The 19,623-nt window shown below is 68.1% G+C and carries 15 protein-coding genes and 1 tRNA gene; 9 read left to right on the plus strand and 7 right to left on the minus strand.

Annotated elements, in window-relative coordinates:
• Positions 1–11 precede the first annotated feature (11 nt).
• Together SH203_RS01780 and SH203_RS01785 are read left to right on the plus strand one after the other, a co-directional pair.
• Positions 12–839, plus strand: a complete 828-nt coding sequence (locus SH203_RS01780) for a ferredoxin--NADP reductase (protein WP_087119150.1) — start codon at positions 12–14, stop codon at positions 837–839.
• A 149-nt stretch (positions 840–988) separates the two neighbouring features.
• Positions 989–1,333: a chorismate mutase gene (locus SH203_RS01785; protein ID WP_087119151.1), complete on the plus strand. Its 345-nt coding sequence runs from the start codon at positions 989–991 to the stop codon at positions 1,331–1,333.
• 374 nt (positions 1,334–1,707) lie between these two features.
• Here the strand turns inward: SH203_RS01785 and SH203_RS01790 are convergent, their stop codons facing one another.
• Both SH203_RS01790 and SH203_RS01795 read right to left on the minus strand, forming a co-directional pair.
• Positions 1,708–2,061, minus strand: coding sequence for an Hpt domain-containing protein (locus tag SH203_RS01790; protein ID WP_087119152.1), 354 nt, complete (start codon positions 2,059–2,061; stop codon positions 1,708–1,710).
• Positions 2,061–3,473 (minus strand): amino acid permease, encoded by a 1,413-nt coding sequence (locus SH203_RS01795; protein ID WP_087119153.1) that lies wholly within the window; start codon positions 3,471–3,473, stop codon positions 2,061–2,063. The genes SH203_RS01790 and SH203_RS01795 overlap by 1 nt, the downstream gene beginning before the upstream one ends.
• Before the next feature lie 161 nt (positions 3,474–3,634).
• Here SH203_RS01795 and SH203_RS01800 point away from each other — a divergent pair.
• Positions 3,635–3,710 (plus strand) — tRNA-Lys (locus tag SH203_RS01800).
• Positions 3,711–3,863: 153 nt separating this feature from the next.
• Positions 3,864–5,246 (plus strand): glutathione-disulfide reductase, encoded by a 1,383-nt coding sequence (gor, locus tag SH203_RS01805; protein WP_087119154.1) that lies wholly within the window; start codon positions 3,864–3,866, stop codon positions 5,244–5,246.
• A gap of 9 nt (positions 5,247–5,255) precedes the next feature.
• Here the strand turns inward: gor and SH203_RS01810 are convergent, their stop codons facing one another.
• Positions 5,256–6,776, minus strand: coding sequence for a carboxylesterase/lipase family protein (locus tag SH203_RS01810; RefSeq protein ID WP_087119155.1), 1,521 nt, complete (start codon positions 6,774–6,776; stop codon positions 5,256–5,258).
• A 168-nt stretch (positions 6,777–6,944) separates the two neighbouring features.
• On the opposite strand from SH203_RS01810, the gene SH203_RS01815 reads away from it, so the two are divergent.
• Positions 6,945–8,414 (plus strand): sensor histidine kinase, encoded by a 1,470-nt coding sequence (locus SH203_RS01815; RefSeq protein WP_200808759.1) that lies wholly within the window; start codon positions 6,945–6,947, stop codon positions 8,412–8,414.
• Entirely contained in the window at positions 8,411–8,788 is a 378-nt protein-coding gene (locus tag SH203_RS01820; RefSeq protein WP_087119157.1) for a response regulator, read from the plus strand. The genes SH203_RS01815 and SH203_RS01820 overlap by 4 nt, the downstream gene beginning before the upstream one ends.
• Here SH203_RS01820 and SH203_RS01825 read toward each other — a convergent pair.
• The 4 genes from SH203_RS01825 to SH203_RS01840 are packed head-to-tail and all read right to left on the minus strand — an operon-like array spanning position 8,785 to position 15,512.
• The gene (locus SH203_RS01825) at positions 8,785–12,186 is read right to left on the minus strand and encodes a DNA methyltransferase (protein WP_087119158.1); all 3,402 of its coding nucleotides are present in this window, start codon (positions 12,184–12,186) and stop codon (positions 8,785–8,787) included. The two genes, SH203_RS01820 and SH203_RS01825, sit on opposite strands and share 4 nt — an antisense overlap.
• A 37-nt stretch (positions 12,187–12,223) precedes the next feature.
• Positions 12,224–13,435: an imidazolonepropionase gene (gene hutI / locus SH203_RS01830; RefSeq protein WP_087119159.1), complete on the minus strand. Its 1,212-nt coding sequence runs from the start codon at positions 13,433–13,435 to the stop codon at positions 12,224–12,226.
• Positions 13,432–14,145, minus strand: a complete 714-nt coding sequence (gene hutC, locus SH203_RS01835) for a histidine utilization repressor (protein ID WP_087119160.1) — start codon at positions 14,143–14,145, stop codon at positions 13,432–13,434. The genes hutI and hutC overlap by 4 nt, the downstream gene beginning before the upstream one ends.
• Positions 14,142–15,512, minus strand: a complete 1,371-nt coding sequence (locus SH203_RS01840) for a formimidoylglutamate deiminase (RefSeq protein ID WP_087119161.1) — start codon at positions 15,510–15,512, stop codon at positions 14,142–14,144. Before SH203_RS01840 ends, hutC begins: the two co-directional genes overlap by 4 nt.
• Positions 15,513–15,611: 99 nt before the next feature.
• Between SH203_RS01840 and hutG the strand changes: the two genes are divergently transcribed.
• The 3 genes from hutG to hutH are packed head-to-tail and all read left to right on the plus strand — an operon-like array spanning position 15,612 to position 19,623.
• Complete coding sequence (gene hutG / locus SH203_RS01845) at positions 15,612–16,430, plus strand: N-formylglutamate deformylase (protein ID WP_087119162.1); 819 nt, start codon at positions 15,612–15,614, stop codon at positions 16,428–16,430.
• On the plus strand, positions 16,427–18,091 hold the full coding sequence (gene hutU, locus SH203_RS01850) for a urocanate hydratase (protein WP_087119163.1): 1,665 nt from the start codon (positions 16,427–16,429) through the stop codon (positions 18,089–18,091). Before hutG ends, hutU begins: the two co-directional genes overlap by 4 nt.
• 2 nt (positions 18,092–18,093) lie before the next feature.
• The gene (gene hutH / locus SH203_RS01855) at positions 18,094–19,623 is read left to right on the plus strand and encodes a histidine ammonia-lyase (RefSeq protein WP_087119164.1); all 1,530 of its coding nucleotides are present in this window, start codon (positions 18,094–18,096) and stop codon (positions 19,621–19,623) included.

Genomic DNA, 19,623 nt, shown 5'->3' on the forward strand with positions numbered 1-19,623 from the left:
CAGGCCCCACCATGACCGACGCCGCCGTTTCTCCCGCCCCTGCCCCCGCGCCCGTGAAGGCCAGCCCGTTCAACGAACTGGAGGTTCTGTGGGTCCGCCACTGGACCGACAGCCTGTTCAGCTTCGGCGTTCGGCGGCCCGACGACTTCCGCTTCCGTTCGGGCGAGTTCGTGATGATCGGCCTGCCGGGCGAAGACGGCGGCAAGCCCGTGCTGCGCGCCTATTCCATCGCCAGCCCCGGCTGGGCCGAGGAGCTGGAGTTCTTCTCCATCAAGGTCGCCGACGGTCCCCTGACCTCGCGCCTGCAGAAGATTCAGCCGGGCGACACGGTGCTGATGGGCAAGAAGCCGACCGGCACCCTGGTTCTGGACGCCCTGACCGGCGGCGAGCGTCTGTTCCTGATCGGCACCGGCACGGGTCTGGCGCCCTGGCTCAGCGTCGCGCGCGATCCCGAGACCTATTCCCGCTTCGGCCATGTCTATGTGATCCACACGGTGCGCGGCGTCGCCGACCTGGCCTATCGCGACTTCTTCACGCGCGAGATCCACGACGATCCTCTGATCGGCGACGAGGCCAAGGGACAGTTGACCTACTATCCGACCGTCACCCGCGAGACGTTCGAAACGCCGGGCAGAATCACCGACCGCATCAAGTCCGGCGACTTCTTCCGCGACCTGGGCCTGCCCGAAGGGTTCGACCCCGCCCGCGACCGCGCCATGCTGTGCGGCTCCATGGCCATGATCAAGGAAGCCGGCGAACTGCTGGAGACCTATGGTCTGAAGGAAGGCTCCAACGCCGAACCCGCCGACTACGTCCTGGAACGCGCCTTCGTCGGTTGACGCTTGAATAATCCGCTCATCCCGGCGAAAGCCGGGACCGAGTTCTTTGGGCGATCCGTCTTTCGCGACCATCCGCGCCCTTGATCCCAGATACCGGTGTGGCGAAAGCACTGGGTCCCGGCTTTCGCCGGGATGAGCGGAAAGTTTTGATGTCCCACCCTGCCCCCGTCGCAGCAACCTTCACTGTCGATCCGCGCGTCGATCCCGCCGAATGCCAGTCGATGGCCGAGGTCCGCCAGGGCGTCGACGCCCTTGATCGCGCCCTGGTCGCCCTGCTGGCCGAGCGTCAGCGCTATATGGACGCCGCCGCCCGCATCAAGCCCGACCGCGACGCCGTCTTCGACCAGACCCGCATCGACGACGTGGTGGCCAAGGTTCTGGTCGCCGCCGAGGCGCACAACCTGTCGCCCGACATCGCCGAACCCGTCTGGCGCCTGCTGATCGACCGCTGCATCGCCCACGAGTTCGCGACCTACGACCGCACGCGGCCCTAAGCCTCCTTTTCCGCTCATCCCGGCGAAAGCCGGGACCCAGTGCTTTCGCATTGTCTCCGCGTGGGATGACCACCGGCCCTCAATCTCAAACGATTTTCGCCCAAAGTTCTGGGTCCCGGCTTTCGCCGGGATGAGCGGTGAAATTAGGCAACGCGGCTCAAGGGATCGGGCGCCTACGCGCGCCAGCCATCCGATCGACTCGAAAAATCCGACTGCAAAACAATACGCTGCATCGCAGCAGCGTCAATCGACCGAACGCCCTGTCCAGGCACCCTATACTGTCGGCTGGTCTTTGACATCGCCGAGCCGCGCCCGCCGAAATTGCACCTTATTGCACTTTGCACCTTTTTTCGGGTGCAGTGCAATTTCAACCCCTAAGCCCTTAGTCCGCGCAGCATCAGTGCGTGGCGATAGGCCGCCACGTCCGCGAGCGCCGCCTGCATCGCATCGCGCACCCGATCCAGCGCGGGCGCGGCCAGGGCCGGGTCCGCACTCTCCGCCTCGGCGCAGATCGCCGCCAGATCGCGCGCGCCGATGCCCGCCGCCGCGCCCCGGATGGTGTGAACCCCGTCGCGCCAGCCCTCGCCCCTGGGGTCCAGCAGGGTAGACCACAGGGCGGCCTGGTTGACGAACAGGCCCAGCACCTCCTCGTTGATCGCCGCATCGCCGCCCGTCATGGCGTCCAGCACGGTGAAATCGACCGCGCCGGTCAGATCGCGCAGCGCCATCAGGCGGCCGTCTCCTCGCCCTTGGCCAGGCGCGAGTTCCGCGACGACCACAGCAGATAGATCGCCACCCCGATCACGTTCCAGATCACGAAGCCGATCTGCGTCACCGACTTCAGGCTCAGGAAGAAAATGATGCAGCCGATCACGCTGATCGCGCCCACCAGCGGCCATAGCGGCGCCTTGAACACCCGCTTGCGCTCCGGCTCGCGGATGCGCAGCACGATCAGGCACACCCCGACCGAGCAGAAGGCCGCCAGCGTCCCCGCATTGGCCAGCGACGCCAGCTCGTCCAGCGGCAGCAGACCCGCCAGGATCGCCACCACGACGGCGGTGAACACCGTCACCACCGCCGGCACGCCCCGGCTGGACACCTTGGCCAGGCGGCGCGGCAACAGGCCGTCGCGCGCCATGCCCAGGAAGATGCGGCTCTGGCCGAACAGGAAGGCCAGCAGCACGGTCGGCAGGGCCACCACCGCCGCCGCCGCGATCCACTGGGCCGCCGTACCCTGCCCCATCTGACGCAGGATCAGGGCCAGGGGCTCGGGGCTGCTGGCGAAGGTCGCGACCGGCCGCGCGCCGATCGCCGCCGCCGCCACCACCAGATACAGCGCCGTGCAGACCAGCATGGAGCCGACGATGCCGATGGCCAGGTCGCGCTCGGGCCGCTTGGTCTCCTCCGCCGCCGTCGAGATGGCGTCGAACCCATAGAAGGCGAAGAAGATGATCGCCGCCGCCGCCATCACCCCCGTCTGAACGAAGGGTGCGCCGAATCCGTTGGGCATGAAGGGGGTGAAATGCTCGGGCTTGAACGCCGGCAGGGCGATGGCGACGAAGACCACCAGCGCCGCGATCTTGATCAGCACCAGGACCGCGTTCAGCGTCGCGCTCTCCTTGGCGCCCCACAGCAGAAGTCCCGCTGCCACGCCGATGATGGCCACCGCCGGCAGATTGACGATCCCGCCCGCGTGCGGCCCGGCGACCAGGGCCGCCGGCAGATCGACGCCCAGTCCGCTCAGGAAGCCGACGGCGTAGCCGGACCAGCCGACCGCCACGGCGCTGACGACCAGCGAATATTCCAGGATCAGGCTCCACCCCACGATCCAGGCGATCATCTCGCCCAACACCGCATAGGAATAGGTATAGGCGCTGCCCGCCGTCGGCATCATGGTCGACAGCTCGGCATAGGCCAGGGCCGCGCAGGCGCACACCAGACCCGCCAGACCGAAGCTGATCAGCACCGCCGGTCCCGCCAGCCCCGCCCCCACCCCGATCAGGGTCAGGATGCCGGTGCCGACGATGGCCCCGACGCCCAGCGCCAGCAGGTGCGGCCAGCTCAGCGTCGGCTTCAGTCGCGGCCCGTCGCGCGGCGCCAGCATGGCGTCGATGGATCGACGTCGGTTCCAGAAGGCCATGATGCGAACTCCCCTCGCCGCTCGTCCGGCGGCTGATTCCGCCGGGACCATAGCCCGCGAAAGAAAGTTTGCGAAAGCGCTTGCCAACCCCCGAACCGCTGGGTAGTAGGAGCGCCCTTCGGCAAAGGCGTCCGCCCCGCCGAAGACATGACGATCAGTGTGGGTGATTAGCTCAGTCGGTAGAGCAGCTGACTCTTAATCAGCGGGTCCACAGTTCGAACCTGTGATCACCCACCATCGTCCTTCCTTCGAAATCGCCGCCTCTACCCTGCCTAAGCGCCCATTGGCGCCGAGGCGCGCGCCCATTCGCCGCTTCGGGGTTGGATTCGGCGGCGCACGGCTTAAATGCCAGACCCCGCTCGGACGGGTGATTTCGGAACGGACGCGCAGATGGCCGACTACGACTATGATCTCTTCGTCATCGGCGCGGGGTCCGGCGGGGTGCGGGCGGCGCGGCTGACGGCGCTGGACGGCAAACGGGTCGCGGTCGCCGAGGAGTTTCGCGTCGGCGGCACCTGCGTCATTCGCGGCTGCGTGCCCAAGAAGTTCATGGTCATGGCCTCCGAGGTCAGCCACGCGCTGCAGATCGCCGAGGGCTATGGCTGGTCGTTCGACAAGGCCGAGTTCGACTGGCCCCGGTTTCTGGAGGCCAAGGACGTCGAAATCGCGCGCCTGTCGGGCATCTACGCCGCCAATCTGGGCAAGGCGGGCGTCGAACTGGTCCACGGCCGGGCGATCCTGAAAGATGCCCACACGGTCCAAATCGTCGGCAAGGACCGCACCGTCACCGCCGAGAAGATTCTGATCGCCACCGGCGGCCGGCCGTGGAAGCCGGAGGATTTGCCCGGCATCGAACACGCCATCACGTCGGAGGAAGCCTTCCATCTGCCCGAACTGCCCAAACGCATCCTGATCGCGGGCGGCGGCTATATCGCGGTGGAGTTCGCGGGCATCTTCGCCGGTCTGGGGGTGGAGACGACCCTGATCTATCGCGGGCCCAACATTCTGCGCGGCTTCGACGACGACGTGCGCGCCCATCTGGCCGGCGAGATCGAGAAGCGCGGCATCAAGGTCATCCTGGGCTGCCAGCACCAGTCGATCGAGAAGACCGAAACCGGCCTGGTCAACCATCTGGAAAACGGCATGAAGCTGGAGACGGACGTGGTCATGTTCGCCACGGGCCGTATTCCCTACGTCAAGGACCTGGGTCTGGAGACGGCCGGCGTCGCGTTGAACGACCAGGGCGCGATCACCGTCGATCCCTATTCGAAGACCACCGCCGACAATATCTGGGCCATCGGCGACGTGACCGACCGGATGAACCTGACCCCCGTGGCCATCCGCGAGGCGGTGGCCTTCCACCAGACCGTCTATCGCGACAATCCCCAGCACTTCGACTACGAGGCCGTCGCCACCGCCGTCTTCAGCCAGCCGCCGGTCGGGGTCGTGGGCCTGACCGAGGCAGAGGCGCGGCGGTCATGCGCCAAGGGGGTGGACGTCTATGTCACCCGCTTCCGCCCGATGAAATACGCCTTCACCGGCTCGGACGAGCGGGTGCTGATGAAGCTGGTGGTCGACGCCGACAGCCAGCGGGTCGTCGGCGTCCATATCGTCGGTCCCGACAGCCCGGAGATGATCCAGCTGGCCGCCATCGCCGTGAAGGCCGGCCTGACCAAGGCCCAGTGGGACGCGACCTGCGCCGTTCACCCGACCATGGCCGAGGAACTGGTCACGCTGAAGGAGAAGCAGTCGCCGGCGACCTCCGCCGGCTGACGCGCGCCTTCAGGGCCGGGGCCGCTCGCGGAACCGTTCCAGCAGGTCCAGCCGCGCGCTGAACGGCACGGGCGTCACGGTCGGCCCCGTATTGCCGAAGTTCATCAGCCGGGTGTCCCCCGCCCTCGCCTTGGGCCATTCGGGACGACCGACGCCGTTCGGATCGCCCGAGCGCGCGAAAGCGGTCCAATAGCCCATCATGACGTCCGAGGCCTTCTTGTCCCGCTCCTCCACCGGATACGGCAGGGTGTTCAGCGTGCCGAACACATAGGGCCGTTCGATCGCATGGGTGGCGCCGCCGTGCGGCTCCGGGTTCTTGGGCGACGAGATGTCGAACCGATAAAGCCACGACGGATGCCCGGCCCTGGTGTGCAGACGCGCCAGCATCCGGGCCGGCTCGGAGAAGACCAGGTCGGTGATCACCAGCTTGTCGAACGCCTCCAGCCCGCCATAGGCCTGGACCGCGTCGGCCCGCTCCAGCCAGGTCATATCGTCGTCGATCTGCCCATAGCCGTTGCGGTCGGTCGGCCGCATCCACCAGAACTCGGCGCTGTTGGTGCCGATGATGAAGGGCACGGCCGCCTGGCGACCGGCTTTGAAAGCGGCCTCCACCGTGGACGGCACGACCCGGCCGTCGATCAGGGTCAGGTCGCCATTGGCGAACACCGGCGGCGGCGTCAGGAACAGGTCGGCGGGCGCGGCGCGCAGGTCCGCCGCCGTGCGAAGCCCGGCTCCATAGGCCCAGACCTCGCCCCGGTCCCGCGCGGAGGGGGCGCCGTGCGGCCCCTTGCGATCCAGCGGCGTCTGCAACTCACGGCCCAGGCCCGACTGAACCACGGCCCGGTCGAACAGGCCCCGCGCCGGCGGCGAGATCATCAGCCGCGTCACGATGGCCCCGCCCGCCGATTCGCCGAAGATGGTGACGTTCTCGGGGTCGCCGCCGAAGGCCGCGATATTGGCCCGCACCCATTTCAGGGCCGCCGTCACGTCCATCAGGCCATAGTTGCCCGCCGCCTCGCCCGCCGGTCGCTCGGCCGCCAGGGCCGGATGATCGAAAAAGCCCAGCCGTCCCAGCCGATAGTTCAGCGTGACGACCACCATGCCCCGCCTAGCCAAAGCCGAACCGTCATAGAGCCGCGCGGTGCCCGAACCGTTCACCAGCCCGCCGCCGTGAATCCAGACCATGATCGGCGCCGGCTGGGCCGTCGCCGCCGGACGCCAGACGTTCAGGTTCAGACAGTCTTCGCTCATCGGCAAGGGGCCGACGCCGGGATCGCCGCCGGGCGGCGCCTGAATGCAGATCGGCCCATAGGCGCCGGCGTCGCGCTGTCCCTGCCAGGTCGGCGCGGGGCCGGGAGGACGCCAGCGTCGGGCGCCCGTGGGCGGGGCGGCATAGGGGATGTTCTTGAACGCAACCACGTCCGCCTCGGCGCGTCCGGTCAGGACGCCCTGCGAAATGCGGACGGTGGGTTGGTCGGCTGCGGGCGCCATCATGAGCGAGAGGGTGGCGAAGACGCCGGCGATTGTCATCCTCGCTGATTAGCAAATCCTGACGATGGGCCAATGGTCTTGCGATCACAGTTGGCGTCATCTTCGGCGAACCGTTTGGCCCGTCGTGCGTTAGCGCCAAGCTAGGCGGGGTAAGCGTTGAACGATCCGAAGACATCAGACGGCCTGACGCCCATGCAGGCTGCGGCCTTGAGCACCGCGTTCGAAAGCTCGCCCAACGCCTATCTGCTGCTGTCCCCCGATCTGCGGATCGTCGCCGTCAACCGCGCCTATGAAGAGGTGACGGGCGGTCGGCGTCAGGACATCGTGGGCCAGGCCCTGTTCGCCGCCTTCGATTCCGGCCCCGGCTCCGACGCGCCGGAAAACGTGCGTCAGGTGCGCGATTCGCTGGAAAAGGCCCGCGATACCCGCAAGCGCGATCATCTGGCGCTGGTGCGGTTCGCAGTGGAGAAGACCCTGCCGGACGGCTCCGTAGGCTTCGTCGAACGGGTGTGGAGCGCGACGCACACGCCGCTGCTGAACGCGGCCGGCGAGGTCGAACTGATCCTGCAGCACACGATGGACGTCACCGACCTGTCGCCCGCGATTCGACCCGACGAGCCGACCACGGCGCTGGACGCCATCGTGGGCGGCTCGGTCCTGCGCCGCGCCCAGTCGGTGCAGGAGGACAACCGCCGACTGGAGCGCGAGCGCAATCGCCTGGTCGAGATGTTCATGCAGGCGCCGGGCTTCGTCGCCATCCTGTCCGGGCCGGATCATCGGTTCCAGATGCACAACGACGCCTATGGCCAGTTGATCGGCCGACGCGACATCTCCGGCCGGCCTGTGCGCGACGCCCTGCCCGAACTGGAAGGCCAGGGCTTCTTCGACCTGCTGGACAGCGTCTTCGAGACGGGCGAACCCTATGAAGGCCGCGAGAGCGCCGCCCGCCTTCAGCGCACGCCCGACGCGCCGCTTGAGACCGTCTATCTGAACTTCATCTATCAGCCGATCCGAGACGGATCGGGGGCCGTCGTCGGCATCTTCGTCCAGGGGCATGACGTGACCGACAACGTCATGGCCGCTCAGCGGCAGAAGCTGATGATCGACGAACTGAACCACCGGGTGAAGAACACCCTGGCCACCGTCCAGTCCATCGCCATCCAGACCGCCCGGTCCAACACCGACCCGGCCGGGTTCGCCGAGACCTTCCAGTCCCGGATCATGTCCCTGTCGCACACCCACAACCTGCTGACGCAGAGCCATTGGGAAGGCGCCGATCTGCGGGCCATCCTGCAGCACGAGACCGAAGCCTATGGCCCCGCGCGGGTCAGTCTGGTGGGTCCGGCCGTCTCGCTTGAGCCGCCGGTGGTGCTGTCGCTGGGCATGATCTTTCACGAACTGGCGACCAACGCCGCCAAATACGGCGCCCTGCACACCCCCGACGGGCGCGTGCTGATCGACTGGTCGCTGGCCGACCAGCGCGACCGAAAACTGCGGCTGACATGGCGCGAGATCGGCGGGCCGAAAGTTACGATACCGGACAGAAGAGGCTTCGGTAGTCGTTTGATTGAACGAAACATTCGCCATGATCTGGCGGGCGAGATCGATCTGGTTTACGCCGCAGACGGATTGATCGCGGAGCTTACGATTCCGCTCGACAGGACCGCCGCCCAATGACCCAGCCCCTGACCGGCCGCCGCGTCCTGATCGTGGAAGACGAGTCGCTCGTCGCCATGCTGATCGAGACGATTCTGGAAGACATGGAGTGCGTGCCGGTCGGCCCGGCGTCCACCATCGAGGAAGGCCTGGCCCTGGCGCGCGACGCCGAGGGACTGGACGCCGCCCTGCTGGACGTCAATGTCGCCGGCCAGCAGATTTTCCCGGTCGCCGAGGCGCTGAAGGCGCGCGGCGTGCCGTTCGTCTTCTCCACCGGCTACGGCGAGGGCGGCCTGCCCGAGGCGTGGCGCGGCCAGCCGACGGTGCAAAAACCCTTCACCGAGGCCGCCATCCGCGACGCCCTGATGAAGGTCATCGGCGTCGCCGAGGTCTAGGTCGGCATTCGTCGCGGCGCGAACCAGCCCACATCGGTCAACTGGACCGAGCCCGCGACCGCCAGCACCTTCAGCGTATGGGTGATCAGCCGCCTGGCGCGCGGCCGGCTGCCCTCGAACGCATCGACCAGATCACCCGGCGACATCGGCACGCCTTCCTTGCGCAGGATGGCGAGCAGGCTCGACGCCAGAACACCCGGCTCCTCCGGCAGCAACGCCTTTTCGCGCGAGGTCGGCAGCGTCGGTTGCGGGCGCCGGACCACGGCGACCTGCCGGACCTTGTCCGCCTGATAGGCGGGTCGGACGAAGGCGATCTCGCCGGACGCTTCCCGGTCGGCGCGGGCCTGGTTCAGGCCGATCAGGCGGTCCACGATCTGGGCGTCGGTCAGGTCGTCGGGCCAGCCGTAGGCGCGCGACACCTGCTGATCCAGACGCTGGTGCAGATGGTCGATCAGGCCGATGCAGGCCGCCTCCTGCGCCGCCCGCTCGGCCTCGGTCAGGGCCTCGGCCCGCCCCATGCGCGCCCGGTCGTTGTAAAGGCCCGTCATGGTCTGGGATGTATTGTCGCGCAGCACCCCGGCCCTCAGGGCGTCCAGCTCCTCGGCCAGCACGGCGATCTCGGCCGCCGCCGCTCCCGTCAGATCGGGGAAGGGAAAGGCGTCGAAACAGACGCCCTTCACATAGACCGCCTCTCGCTCGTATTCGCCGATCCGCCCGGCGTTGGCGGCGAACCAGGCGCGATGATGCCGCGACGACAGCACCCCCAGCACCGCCGGATCGTCGCTGGCGATCACCACAAGCTTGTTGTCCGGCAAGATGGAGGCGTCCAGGAACCGGAACCAGCGGTGTTTGGCCGTCTCGACCGTGACGATGTAGCGGTTCAAGCCCTGCAGGGCCGCCCGAAGATCGCGACGCGGTTCGCCGAATATCCACCAGTTGTCGCGGTATGACGCCCTGTTATTGCGGTCCCGTTCGGGCTTCACCGCTTCGAGCAGGTGCTGGAACAGCAGGGGGTGGCGACGGCGCGCCTCGGCCTCCTCCCAGCCGAACAGGTCGATGACCTGCACGCCCCGGGGCCGATCCGCCAGGTCGCGCCCGTTGCGATAATCCCGAACCGGCGATGGCGCATCGGCGTTCGAACCGGCCAGCAGCGCCCTGGCCCGTTCGGGCGTGACCTGAAAGCCCGCTCCCATCAGTTGCACGCCGCGATAGGCCAGGCCGGCGTTGGCCTTGAGCGGGCGAATCTGGGTCAGACGACTATCCAGCATCAGGTCGGCGCCGATGTCGCCGTGCCGCTCCTCGAACATCAGGGCTTCGGCGTCGACAGGTCGCAGCCAGCGTCCATGACCGTCCGGCTCGCCCCGCTCCGCGACGGACATGGCGATCCTGACATCGGCGCATCCGACGCCCCTGACCCAGGGGTGGCCGGGGATGGCGAAGGCCAGCCGGATCGGCGGCGAGGCGCGCAGATGATGGTCGATCACCCGGCGCGAAAAGGTCTGGGTGATCGAATTGGTCGTGATGAAGCCGAACCGGCGCAGGATCGATCCCGGCGCCTTCAGGATTTCAGCCGCGCGGTCCCACCACAGGGTGACGAAGTCCGCCGACAGGAACCGCCCGCCCCTGATCGTGGCCAGGGCGTCTACATAACCGTCGCCCAGTTCGCGTCTCAAATCCTTGCCGCCGATGAAGGGCGGATTGCCGACGATGAAATGCACGGACGGCCACGGCGCCGGGCGCGGATCGACATAGGTTTCGGCCTCGCGCCCGCCCGCCGACCGTCCCGGCGCCGTCTCCATGCGCGCCCATTCCAACAGGGCGTCCGCGTGTCGGATCGTGCGAAAGTTCTTCAGGATCGGCTCGGAAGGCGACGCGCCGCCCGTCGCCTTGAAATACCATTGCAGATAGCCGATCCACATCACCATCTCGGCGATCCAGGCGGCGTTGGCGTTCTTCTCGACGCCATAGAACTGCTCCGGGCTGACGACCTGTCCTTGGAAGGCCAGAACGCCCTGGTGTTCGCCCATTTCGCCCAGGGCGCCGAACACCTCTTCCTCCAGATCCTTCATCATCCGCATGGCGACATAGAGGAAGTTGCCGGTGCCGCAGGCCGGGTCCAGGACGCGCGTCTTGCACAGGCGCTCGTGGAAGGCATGAATGCGGCGACGCGCCTTCACGCCATCGCCCTGCATGAAGTCGGCGAACGCCTCGCCCTCGACGGCCTCCCATTCCGCGCGCAGCGGCTCCATGATCGTCGGCTCGATCAACCGCTCGACATAGGCGCGCGGCGTATAATGGGCGCCCAGCTCCGCCCGTTCCGCCGGATCGAGCGCCTGTTCCAACAGCGTCCCGAAGATGGCCGGCTCCACATCGGTCCAGTCGCATTTCGCCGCCGCGATCAGGGCCGACAGCTCCTCCTCGGTGATCGGAAGCGTCTCGACCGTCTGGTAGAGGCCGCCGTTGAAGCGACGGATGCGTTGCCGGGTCGCGACGCAATAGCCGCCCTGATCCATGGTGTTGAACAGTTCGCGCGCGCCCTCGTGAAACTGATCGGCCGTGCCGCGATGGCTTTCAAGCAGGGTCAGAAAGCTGCGCTGTTCGATCAGTTTGATGCTGTCGGCGAACATGGCGAAGATGCACTGCATGACGAACCGGGCCGTCTTGGCGGCCTGGGCCGCGCGCTCCACCCGCCCCAGGCCCTGCTGGCGCCGGCCGTTGATCGACTTGACCAGCCAGGCGAGCGACGTCGCGATGTCGGTCGTGACCTCGGCGGATCGGGCGGCCGGGTCCAGCGACATCGGATCGGTCCAGACCCGACGCAGCCGCTCGCGCACCTCGGGCGAGCGCAGCTGGTCCAGGGCGATGCGATGGCCCGCGCGGTCGGGAAACGGCGCATAGATCTTGCCCTGTCGCGCGAAGTCGGACCACAGCTCGATCGACCGGCCGACATCCACGGTGATCAGGAACGGCGGCCATTCATCCAGCGCCTTGGCGTAGTTTTCCGCCTGGCGTTTGGCGATGCGCATGACGCGATCCAGCGCCTGTTGTGACGGCGCACGCGATCTGGCGGCGGGTCTGTTCAGCCGCGCAAGTTGCGCGGCCGGGTCCAGCGGGCCGCCGTCCCGACGCTTGCGCGACTGCTTGGCCTCCAGAACGAAGCAGCCGCGTCTGGCGCAATCGATCCAGCCCGTCGTCGTCAGTCCGTTGTCGTGACGAAACTGGATGGGGCGTTCGAAACAGTAGTCCAGGTCCCCCGCCCGCTCGTCATCGGGGGCCGGGGCGCCGATCAGTCGGCAAAGCTGGATGATGAAGGTCTGATAATGGGCGCGCTCGCTGATCGGCGCGGCGGACCAGTGGGCGATGAAGGCGTCCACATCGTCTGATTGTTCTGCGAGCATGCAGACAATCTAAAGTTACCTCACAGCGAAACGCAACCTATGCGAGCCGTCCGTCCACATAGGTCGCATGATGCAGCGGCTTGCCCAGCCAATAGCAAAGCTCGGCCGGGCGGGAGATGTCCCAGATCGCCAGATCGGCGGCCTTGCCGGGTTCGAGGGTTCCGACCTGATCCAGCATCCCCAGCGCGCGGGCGGCCTCTCGCGTCGCGCCGGCCAGGGCCTCTTCCGGCGTCAGGCGGAACTGGACGCAGGCCAGGTTCAGCGCGGCGGTCATGGAGGCGACCGGCGAGGTGCCGGGATTGCAGTCGGTGGCGACGGCCATTCGCACCCCATGACGGCGCAGCAGATCGACGGGCGGCGCCTGGGTCTCGCGCAGCATCAGATAGGCGCCGGGCAGCAGGACGGCCACGACGCCGGCGGTGGCCATGGCGGCGACGCCTTCCTCGGTCGCATGTTCGATGTGATCGGCGGACAGCGCCCGATGACGCGCCGCCAGCGCCGCCCCGCCGCCGTTCGACAGCTGATCGGCGTGCAGCTTGACCGGCAGGCCCAGCGCGCGCGCCCTGTCGAACAGTCGCGAAACCTCCTCGGTGGAAAAGGCGATGGGCTCGCAATAGGCGTCGACCGCATCGACCAGGCCCTCGGCATGGGCGGCCGGCAGGATGTCGTCGATGGCCAGATCGACGTAGGCGGCGCGGTCGTCGCGATATTCGGGCGGCACGGCGTGCAGGCCCAGATAGCTGGTTCGGACGCGCACCCCGCCCTCGCGGCCGATGCGGCGGGCGACGCGCAGCATCTTCAGCTCGGTTTCGCGATCCAGCCCATAGCCGGACTTGATCTCGACCGTGGTCACGCCGGTCGCCTTCAGACCGGCCAGCCGGCCCATGGCCGAGGCGAACAGGTCGTCTTCGGACGCCGCCCGCGTCGCCTTGACCGAGGAGACGATGCCGCCGCCGGCGCGGGCGATCTGCTCATAGTTCGCGCCGCCCAGCCGCTGCTCGAACTCGGCAGAACGGTCCCCGCCGAACACCAGATGGGTGTGACAGTCGATCAGTCCGGGCGTGATCCAGCGTCCGTCCAGCCGCTCGACCTGGGCGCCCTCCACGGCCGGCAGATCGGCGCGCGATCCGACCCAGGCGATGCGGCCGTTCGCGATCACGACCGCCGCGTCGGTGATGGCGCCATAGAGCGCCGCGCCCTCGACCAGGGTGGCGACGTGACAGTCGATCAGCAGGCAGTCGGCCTTCATCGGCGGATGTCCTTCATATGGCCGGGCGAAAAGCGCGCGACCAGATCGTAGCGGTCGCCGGGGAAGGTCTGCCACACCCGCGTCACCCCCTGCCCGTCCCGCCACGTCCGCCGCTCGACGCACAGACAGGCGGCGTCAAGCTTCAGGCCCAGAAGGCGCGCGGCGGTCGGGTCCGCCTCAATGGCGGAAATCCGGTTCTCGGCCTCGGTCCAGGGTTCTGAGGTCAGAAGCCAGCCGCCCGGCGCAAGCGTCTGAAAATCCACATCGACCGCCTGAGGCGCGGCGGCCAGCGCGATCAACCGATGCTCCAGCGCCAAGGGCGTTCCGTCCGCGCTGTGAAGACAGGTCAGGTCCAGCAACCGGCCTCCGGCGGCCAGTTCGGTCTCGTCGTCGTCGCGTGCGTCACGTTCCACGCGATCCAACAGCGCATAGCCATAGGCCTGTCCCCTCGCCGCCACCTCGGCCTGCAGGTCGGGAATGGACAGGACGGCGGCGTGGGCCTTGGGCTGGGCGACGAAGGTGCCGGCGCGGCGGCGGCGCGTCACCAGCCCCCGTCCCGCCAGTTCAGAAATCGCCTTGGACACCGTCATGCGCGAGCAGCGATAGGTGTCGGTCAACTCGTGTTCGAACGGAATGCGGTCGCCGGGCGACAGCTCGCCGGACAGGATGCGGCGCTCCAGATCGGCGTAGATGCGCTGGTGCAGCGTCATGCCGTCGCCTCGCCCAGCACCCGCAGCAGGGCCTGGCGGTAACGCGCCTGAATGGCGTCGCGGGCGATATGGCGGCCGTTCGTCACCACCTCGCGCCCCGCCCGCCAGACCGAACGGATCGGGCCGGATCGCGGTGCGCCGAAGATCCAGCTGTCCAGAACCGCATCGCCCGCGCGTCCGGCGAAGGCGATCCCCTCGACATCCAGCGCCACGATGTCGGCCCAGCCGCCCACGACCAGAACCGCCGCCGCCCCGCCCGCCTGCGCCCCGCCCGCCAGGGCGCGGTCATGGAGGGCGCGGCCCGTCGATCGCTGCGGATCGGCCATGACCGCCCGGCCCCGCCGCGCCAGCCGCTGGCTGTATTCCAGCATCCGCAGTTCTTCCGCTGCGCCGATCTGGACGTTGGAATCCGTGCCGATGCCGAACCGTCCGCCGGCCTGGGCGAAATCGACGGCGGGAAAGACGCCGTCGCCCAGATTGGCCTCGGTGATCGGACACAGGCCGACCACGGCGCCGCGATCCACGATCCCGCGCCACTCCGCCTCGGTCACATGGGTCGAATGGATCAGGCACCAGCGCGGATCGACCGGCGCATTGGCCAGCAGCCATTCCACCGGCCGCGCCCCGGACCAGTCCAGACAGTCCTCGACCTCCCTGGTCTGTTCCGAGACGTGAATGTGGATCGGCCCATCGCCCGCCAGCGCCGGCATCATCGCCAGTTCGTCGGGAGAGATGGCGCGCAGGCTGTGGGGCGCCACGCCGACCACGGCGCCGTCCAGCCCGGCGACCAGGGCGCGGCAACGCGCCGTCAGATCGGCGAACCCGTCCAGATCGGTGACGAACCGCCGCTGGCCGTGGGCGGGCGGTTGGCCGCCGAAACCGGCGTGGGCGTAGAAGACCGGCAGCAGGGTCAGGCCGATCCCCGTCGTCCGGGTCGCCGCCACGACCCGACCGGCGATCTCGGCGATGTCGGCATAGGCCGCGCCCGACGGATCGTTATGCAGATAGTGAAACTCGCAGACCTGGGTGAAGCCGCCCTCCAGCATTTCCATGAAGGCCAGGGCGGTGATGGCCTCGATCTCCTCCGGCCCGCCTCGGTCCAGAAAGCGATACATCAGCGCCCGCCAGGTCCAGAAGTCGTCGTCCGACGGCCCGCGCGCCTCGGTCAGACCCGCCATCGCCCGCTGGAAGGCGTGGCTGTGCAAATTGGTCATGCCGGGCAGAGCGACGCCCTGATCCGCTTCGCCCGGCGCCCGCTCGACGCCGGTTTCCAGCGTGGCGATCCGTCCGTTCGCCAGCCCGATCCGCACCCCTGTCGCCCAGCCGTCCGGCAGCAGGGCGGCCTGGAACCAGAGGCTGCGATCCACAGGGTGCGCTTCAGGGGTCACTGGACAGGTCCGCGTCTCTACGATCAATATGTCTAGACATACCACGACGGATCGATTTGGCGAGGGAGGCTGAAGCGGATGAAGGACTGGCTGACCATCCAAGAGGGTTCGGCGCCGCTGGTGATCGGCCTACCGCACACCGGAACCGGGATTCCGCCCGAGATCGAGGCGCGGATGACCTCGCCCTGGCTGGCGCGCAAGGACGCGGATTGGTGGGTGGACCGGCTCTACGACTTCGCCGCCGACATGGGCGCGACCGTGGTGCGGACGGCGATCTCGCGCAGCGTCATCGACGTGAACCGCGACCCGTCCGGCGCGTCCCTCTATCCCGGCATGACGACGACGGGGCTTTGCCCGACCGAGACCTTCGATGGCGAACCGCTGTATCGCGAGAGGCAGGCGCCCGACGCGGACGAGATCGCGGAGCGGCGCGCCACCTGGTTCGATCCCTATCACGCCGCTTTGCAAAGCCAGCTGGATCGGCTGATCGCGCGCGGCCCGGTCGTTCTCTATGACGCCCATTCGATCCGCTCGGTCGTGCCGCGCCTGTTTGAGGGCGAACTGCCCCAGTTCAACATCGGCGACAACGACGGGGCGACCTGCGCGCCCGAACTGACGCAAGGCGTCGAGGCCGCCTGCGCCATCAGCGGCTCCAGCCTGATCGTCAACGGCCGGTTCAAGGGCGGCTGGACCACGCGCCACTATGGGCGGCCCGGCGCGGGGATACACGCCATCCAGATGGAGCTGGCCGACCGGGGCTATATGGCCGACCCCGCCGGGTCGGTGTCGCCCGACAACTGGCCCAGCCCCTATCGACCCGAGCAGGCGGAGGCGATGCGGGGCCATCTGCGCCGCGTCCTCGGCGCCTGCATCGCCTTCGCAGAAAGCCAGAGATGAACACGCCGAACACCCGTATCGTCCGCAGCCCGCGCGGGCCGGACATGACCGCCAGGACCTGGGCCGCCGAGGCCGCCCTGCGGATGCTGATGAACAATCTGGACCCCGAGGTCGCCGAGCGACCGCAGGATCTGGTCGTCTATGGCGGCATCGGCAAAGCGGCGCGCGACTGGGCCGCGTTCGACCGTATCGTGGAAACCCTGCGCGCGCTGGAACCGGACGAAACCCTGCTGGTCCAGTCGGGCAAGCCGGTCGGCGTCTTCCGCACCCATGTCGATGCGCCGCGCGTGCTGATCGCCAACTCCAACCTGGTGCCGAAGTGGGCGACCTGGGAGCATTTCGGCGAACTCGATCGCAAGGGGCTGATGATGTACGGCCAGATGACGGCCGGATCGTGGATCTACATCGGCACCCAGGGCATCGTGCAGGGCACCTACGAAACCTTCATGGAGGCCGGGCGCCAGCACCACGGCGGCGACTGGTCCGGCAAATGGATCTTGACGGCGGGGCTGGGCGGCATGGGCGGCGCCCAGACGCTGGCGGCGACCATGGCCGGTGCATCGTGTCTGGCGATCGAATGCCAGCGTAGCCGGATCGAGATGCGGCTGAAGACCCGCTATCTCGACGTCATGGCCGAAACGCTGGACGAGGCGCTGGCCCTGATCCAGCAGGCCAAGAAAACCGGAAAACCCATATCCGTCGGCCTGTTGGGAAATGCAGCCGATGTTCTGCCTGAACTGGTGAAGCGCGGCGCCCGCCCCGATCTGGTGACGGATCAGACCAGCGCCCATGATCTGGTCAACGGCTATCTGCCCTCCGGCTGGACCGTGGCGGATTGGGAAGATCGGCGCGTCAGCGATCCGGCCTCGGTTGCGGCGGCGGCGCGCAAATCCATCGTCGCCCATGTGCAGGCCATGCTGGACTTCCAGTCGGCGGGCGTTCCGGTGGTCGATTACGGCAACAACATCCGCCAGGTCGCCTTCGACGAAGGGGTGACGAACGCCTTCGACTTCCCCGGTTTCGTGCCCGCCTATATCCGCCCGCTGTTCTGCCGGGGCGTCGGGCCGTTCCGCTGGGCCGCCCTGACCGGCGATCCCGAAGACATTCGCAAGACCGACGCGGCGATGAAGCGTCTGTTCCCAGACAATGCGGGCCTGCATCGCTGGCTGGACATGGCGGGCGAGCGGATTGCCTTCCAGGGTCTGCCCGCCCGCATCTGCTGGATCGGCTTGGGGGACCGCCACCGCGCGGGTCTGATGTTCAACGCGATGGTGGCGTCCGGCGAACTGTCCGGCCCCATCGTCATCGGCCGCGACCATCTGGATTCCGGCTCGGTCGCCAGTCCGAACCGCGAGACGGAGGCCATGATGGACGGATCGGACGCGGTCAGCGACTGGCCCTTGCTGAACGCCCTGTTGAACACGGCGTCGGGCGCGTCCTGGGTGTCGCTGCATCACGGCGGCGGGGTCGGCATGGGCTATTCCCAGCATTCGGGCGTCGTCATCGTCGCCGACGGCACGCCGGAGGCCGCCCGGCGGCTTGAGCGCGTCCTGTGGAACGACCCGGCCACGGGCGTCATGCGCCATGCCGATGCGGGGTACGACATCGCCCGCGCCGCCGCCCGCGAACACGAACTGAACCTGCCCAGCCTGAAGGCCTGACGATGACCACCCTGACCCTCGGCGACGCGCCCCTGCCCCTGTCCCAGCTACGCGCCGTGCTGGACGGCCCCGTGACGGTGACGATCACCCCCGCCGCCTGGGCCGACGTTGAAAAGGGCGCGGCGACCGTAGCGGCCATCGTCGCGGAAGGCCGCACCGTCTATGGGGTAAACACGGGTTTCGGCCTGCTGGCCAACACCAGCATCGCGCCTCAAGACCTTGAGACGCTTCAGAAGAATCTGGTGCTGAGCCACGCCTGCGGGGTCGGCCCGTCGTTACCCGACGGGGTGACGCGGCTGTTGATGGTCCTGAAGATCGCCTCCTTGTCGCGGGGCGCCTCTGGCATTCGGCGCGAGACGCTGGAGGCCCTGATCGCCCTGGTCAACGCCGACATCCTGCCCTGCATTCCATCCAAGGGGTCGGTCGGGGCGTCCGGCGACCTGGCGCCCCTGGCCCATATGTCCTGCATCCTGATCGGCGTGGGCGAGGCGCGGGCGGGCGAGCGGACGCTGGAGGCCGAGGCGGCATTGGCGCGCGTTGGTTTGTCGCCGCTGACGCTGGGACCGAAGGAAGGTCTGGCCCTGTTGAACGGCACCCAGTGTTCGACCGCGCTGGCTCTGGCCGGCCTGTTCGCGGCCGAGGCCGTGTTCGCGGCAGGCATGGCGGCGGGCGCACTGTCGGTCGATGCGCTGAAGGGGTCCGACGCCCCGTTCGATCCGCGCATCCACGCCCTGCGCGGACAGCCTGGCCAGATCGCCGTGGCCGCCCGGCTACGCGCCCTGATCGACGGTTCGGCCATTCGCGACAGCCACCGCGACGACTGCGCCAAGGTGCAGGACCCCTATTCCCTGCGCTGCCAGCCTCAGGTCATGGGCGCGGTGCTGGACGTGCTGAAGACCGCCGCCGCGACGCTTGAGCGCGAGGCCAACGCCGTGACCGACAACCCGCTGGTCTTCATCGAGGACGGCGACGTGATCTCGGGCGGCAACTTCCACGCCGAACCCGTTGCTTTCGCAGCGGATCAGATCGCCATGGCGCTGTGCGAGATCGGCAATATCTCCGAGCGCCGCACCGCCATCCTGGTCGATCCGAAGATGAGCGAACTGCCGGCGTTTCTGGTCAAGGAGAGCGGCCTGAACTCCGGCTTCATGATCGCCCAGGTCACGGCCGCCGCCCTGATCGCCGAAAACCGCATGATCGCCCATCCGTGCAGCGTGGACACGGTCCCGACCAGCGCCAATCAGGAAGACCATGTCAGCATGGCCACCCACGGCGCGCGCCGCCTGCTGGACATGGCCGAGAATGCGGCGACGGTCGTGAGCATCGAACTGCTGTCGGCGGCGCAGGGGATCGAATTCCATCGTCCCCTGACCAGTTCGCCGGCGCTGGAGCAGGTCTTCGCCATCGTGCGCGAGGCCGCCGCTCCCTATGCCAGCGACCACTATTTCGCCCCCGACATCGCTCGCGCGACGGACGGCGTTCGGGCGGGTCGTTATCGGGCCTTTGCGAGCGACCTGCTGCCGTCCGCCTGA

The sequence above is a fragment of the Brevundimonas sp. SH203 genome (assembly GCF_002157625.1).
In the GTDB taxonomy this organism is placed as follows: Bacteria; Pseudomonadota; Alphaproteobacteria; order Caulobacterales; family Caulobacteraceae; genus Brevundimonas.

What these genes read in the sequence shown, in the direction of transcription:
- SH203_RS01780 (WP_087119150.1), top strand. Translation starts at nt 12, where the DNA reads ATGACCGACGCCGCCGTTTCTCCCGCCCCTGCCCCCGCGCCCGTGAAG.
- SH203_RS01785 (WP_087119151.1), top strand. Translation starts at nt 989, where the DNA reads ATGTCCCACCCTGCCCCCGTCGCAGCAACCTTCACTGTCGATCCGCGC.
- SH203_RS01790 (WP_087119152.1), bottom strand. Translation starts at nt 2,061, where the DNA reads ATGGCGCTGCGCGATCTGACCGGCGCGGTCGATTTCACCGTGCTGGAC.
- SH203_RS01795 (WP_087119153.1), bottom strand. Translation starts at nt 3,473, where the DNA reads ATGGCCTTCTGGAACCGACGTCGATCCATCGACGCCATGCTGGCGCCG.
- gor (WP_087119154.1), top strand. Translation starts at nt 3,864, where the DNA reads ATGGCCGACTACGACTATGATCTCTTCGTCATCGGCGCGGGGTCCGGC.
- SH203_RS01810 (WP_087119155.1), bottom strand. Translation starts at nt 6,776, where the DNA reads ATGACAATCGCCGGCGTCTTCGCCACCCTCTCGCTCATGATGGCGCCC.
- SH203_RS01820 (WP_087119157.1), top strand. Translation starts at nt 8,411, where the DNA reads ATGACCCAGCCCCTGACCGGCCGCCGCGTCCTGATCGTGGAAGACGAG.
- SH203_RS01825 (WP_087119158.1), bottom strand. Translation starts at nt 12,186, where the DNA reads ATGCTCGCAGAACAATCAGACGATGTGGACGCCTTCATCGCCCACTGG.
- hutI (WP_087119159.1), bottom strand. Translation starts at nt 13,435, where the DNA reads ATGAAGGCCGACTGCCTGCTGATCGACTGTCACGTCGCCACCCTGGTC.
- hutC (WP_087119160.1), bottom strand. Translation starts at nt 14,145, where the DNA reads ATGACGCTGCACCAGCGCATCTACGCCGATCTGGAGCGCCGCATCCTG.
- hutG (WP_087119162.1), top strand. Translation starts at nt 15,612, where the DNA reads ATGAAGGACTGGCTGACCATCCAAGAGGGTTCGGCGCCGCTGGTGATC.
- hutU (WP_087119163.1), top strand. Translation starts at nt 16,427, where the DNA reads ATGAACACGCCGAACACCCGTATCGTCCGCAGCCCGCGCGGGCCGGAC.
- hutH (WP_087119164.1), top strand. Translation starts at nt 18,094, where the DNA reads ATGACCACCCTGACCCTCGGCGACGCGCCCCTGCCCCTGTCCCAGCTA.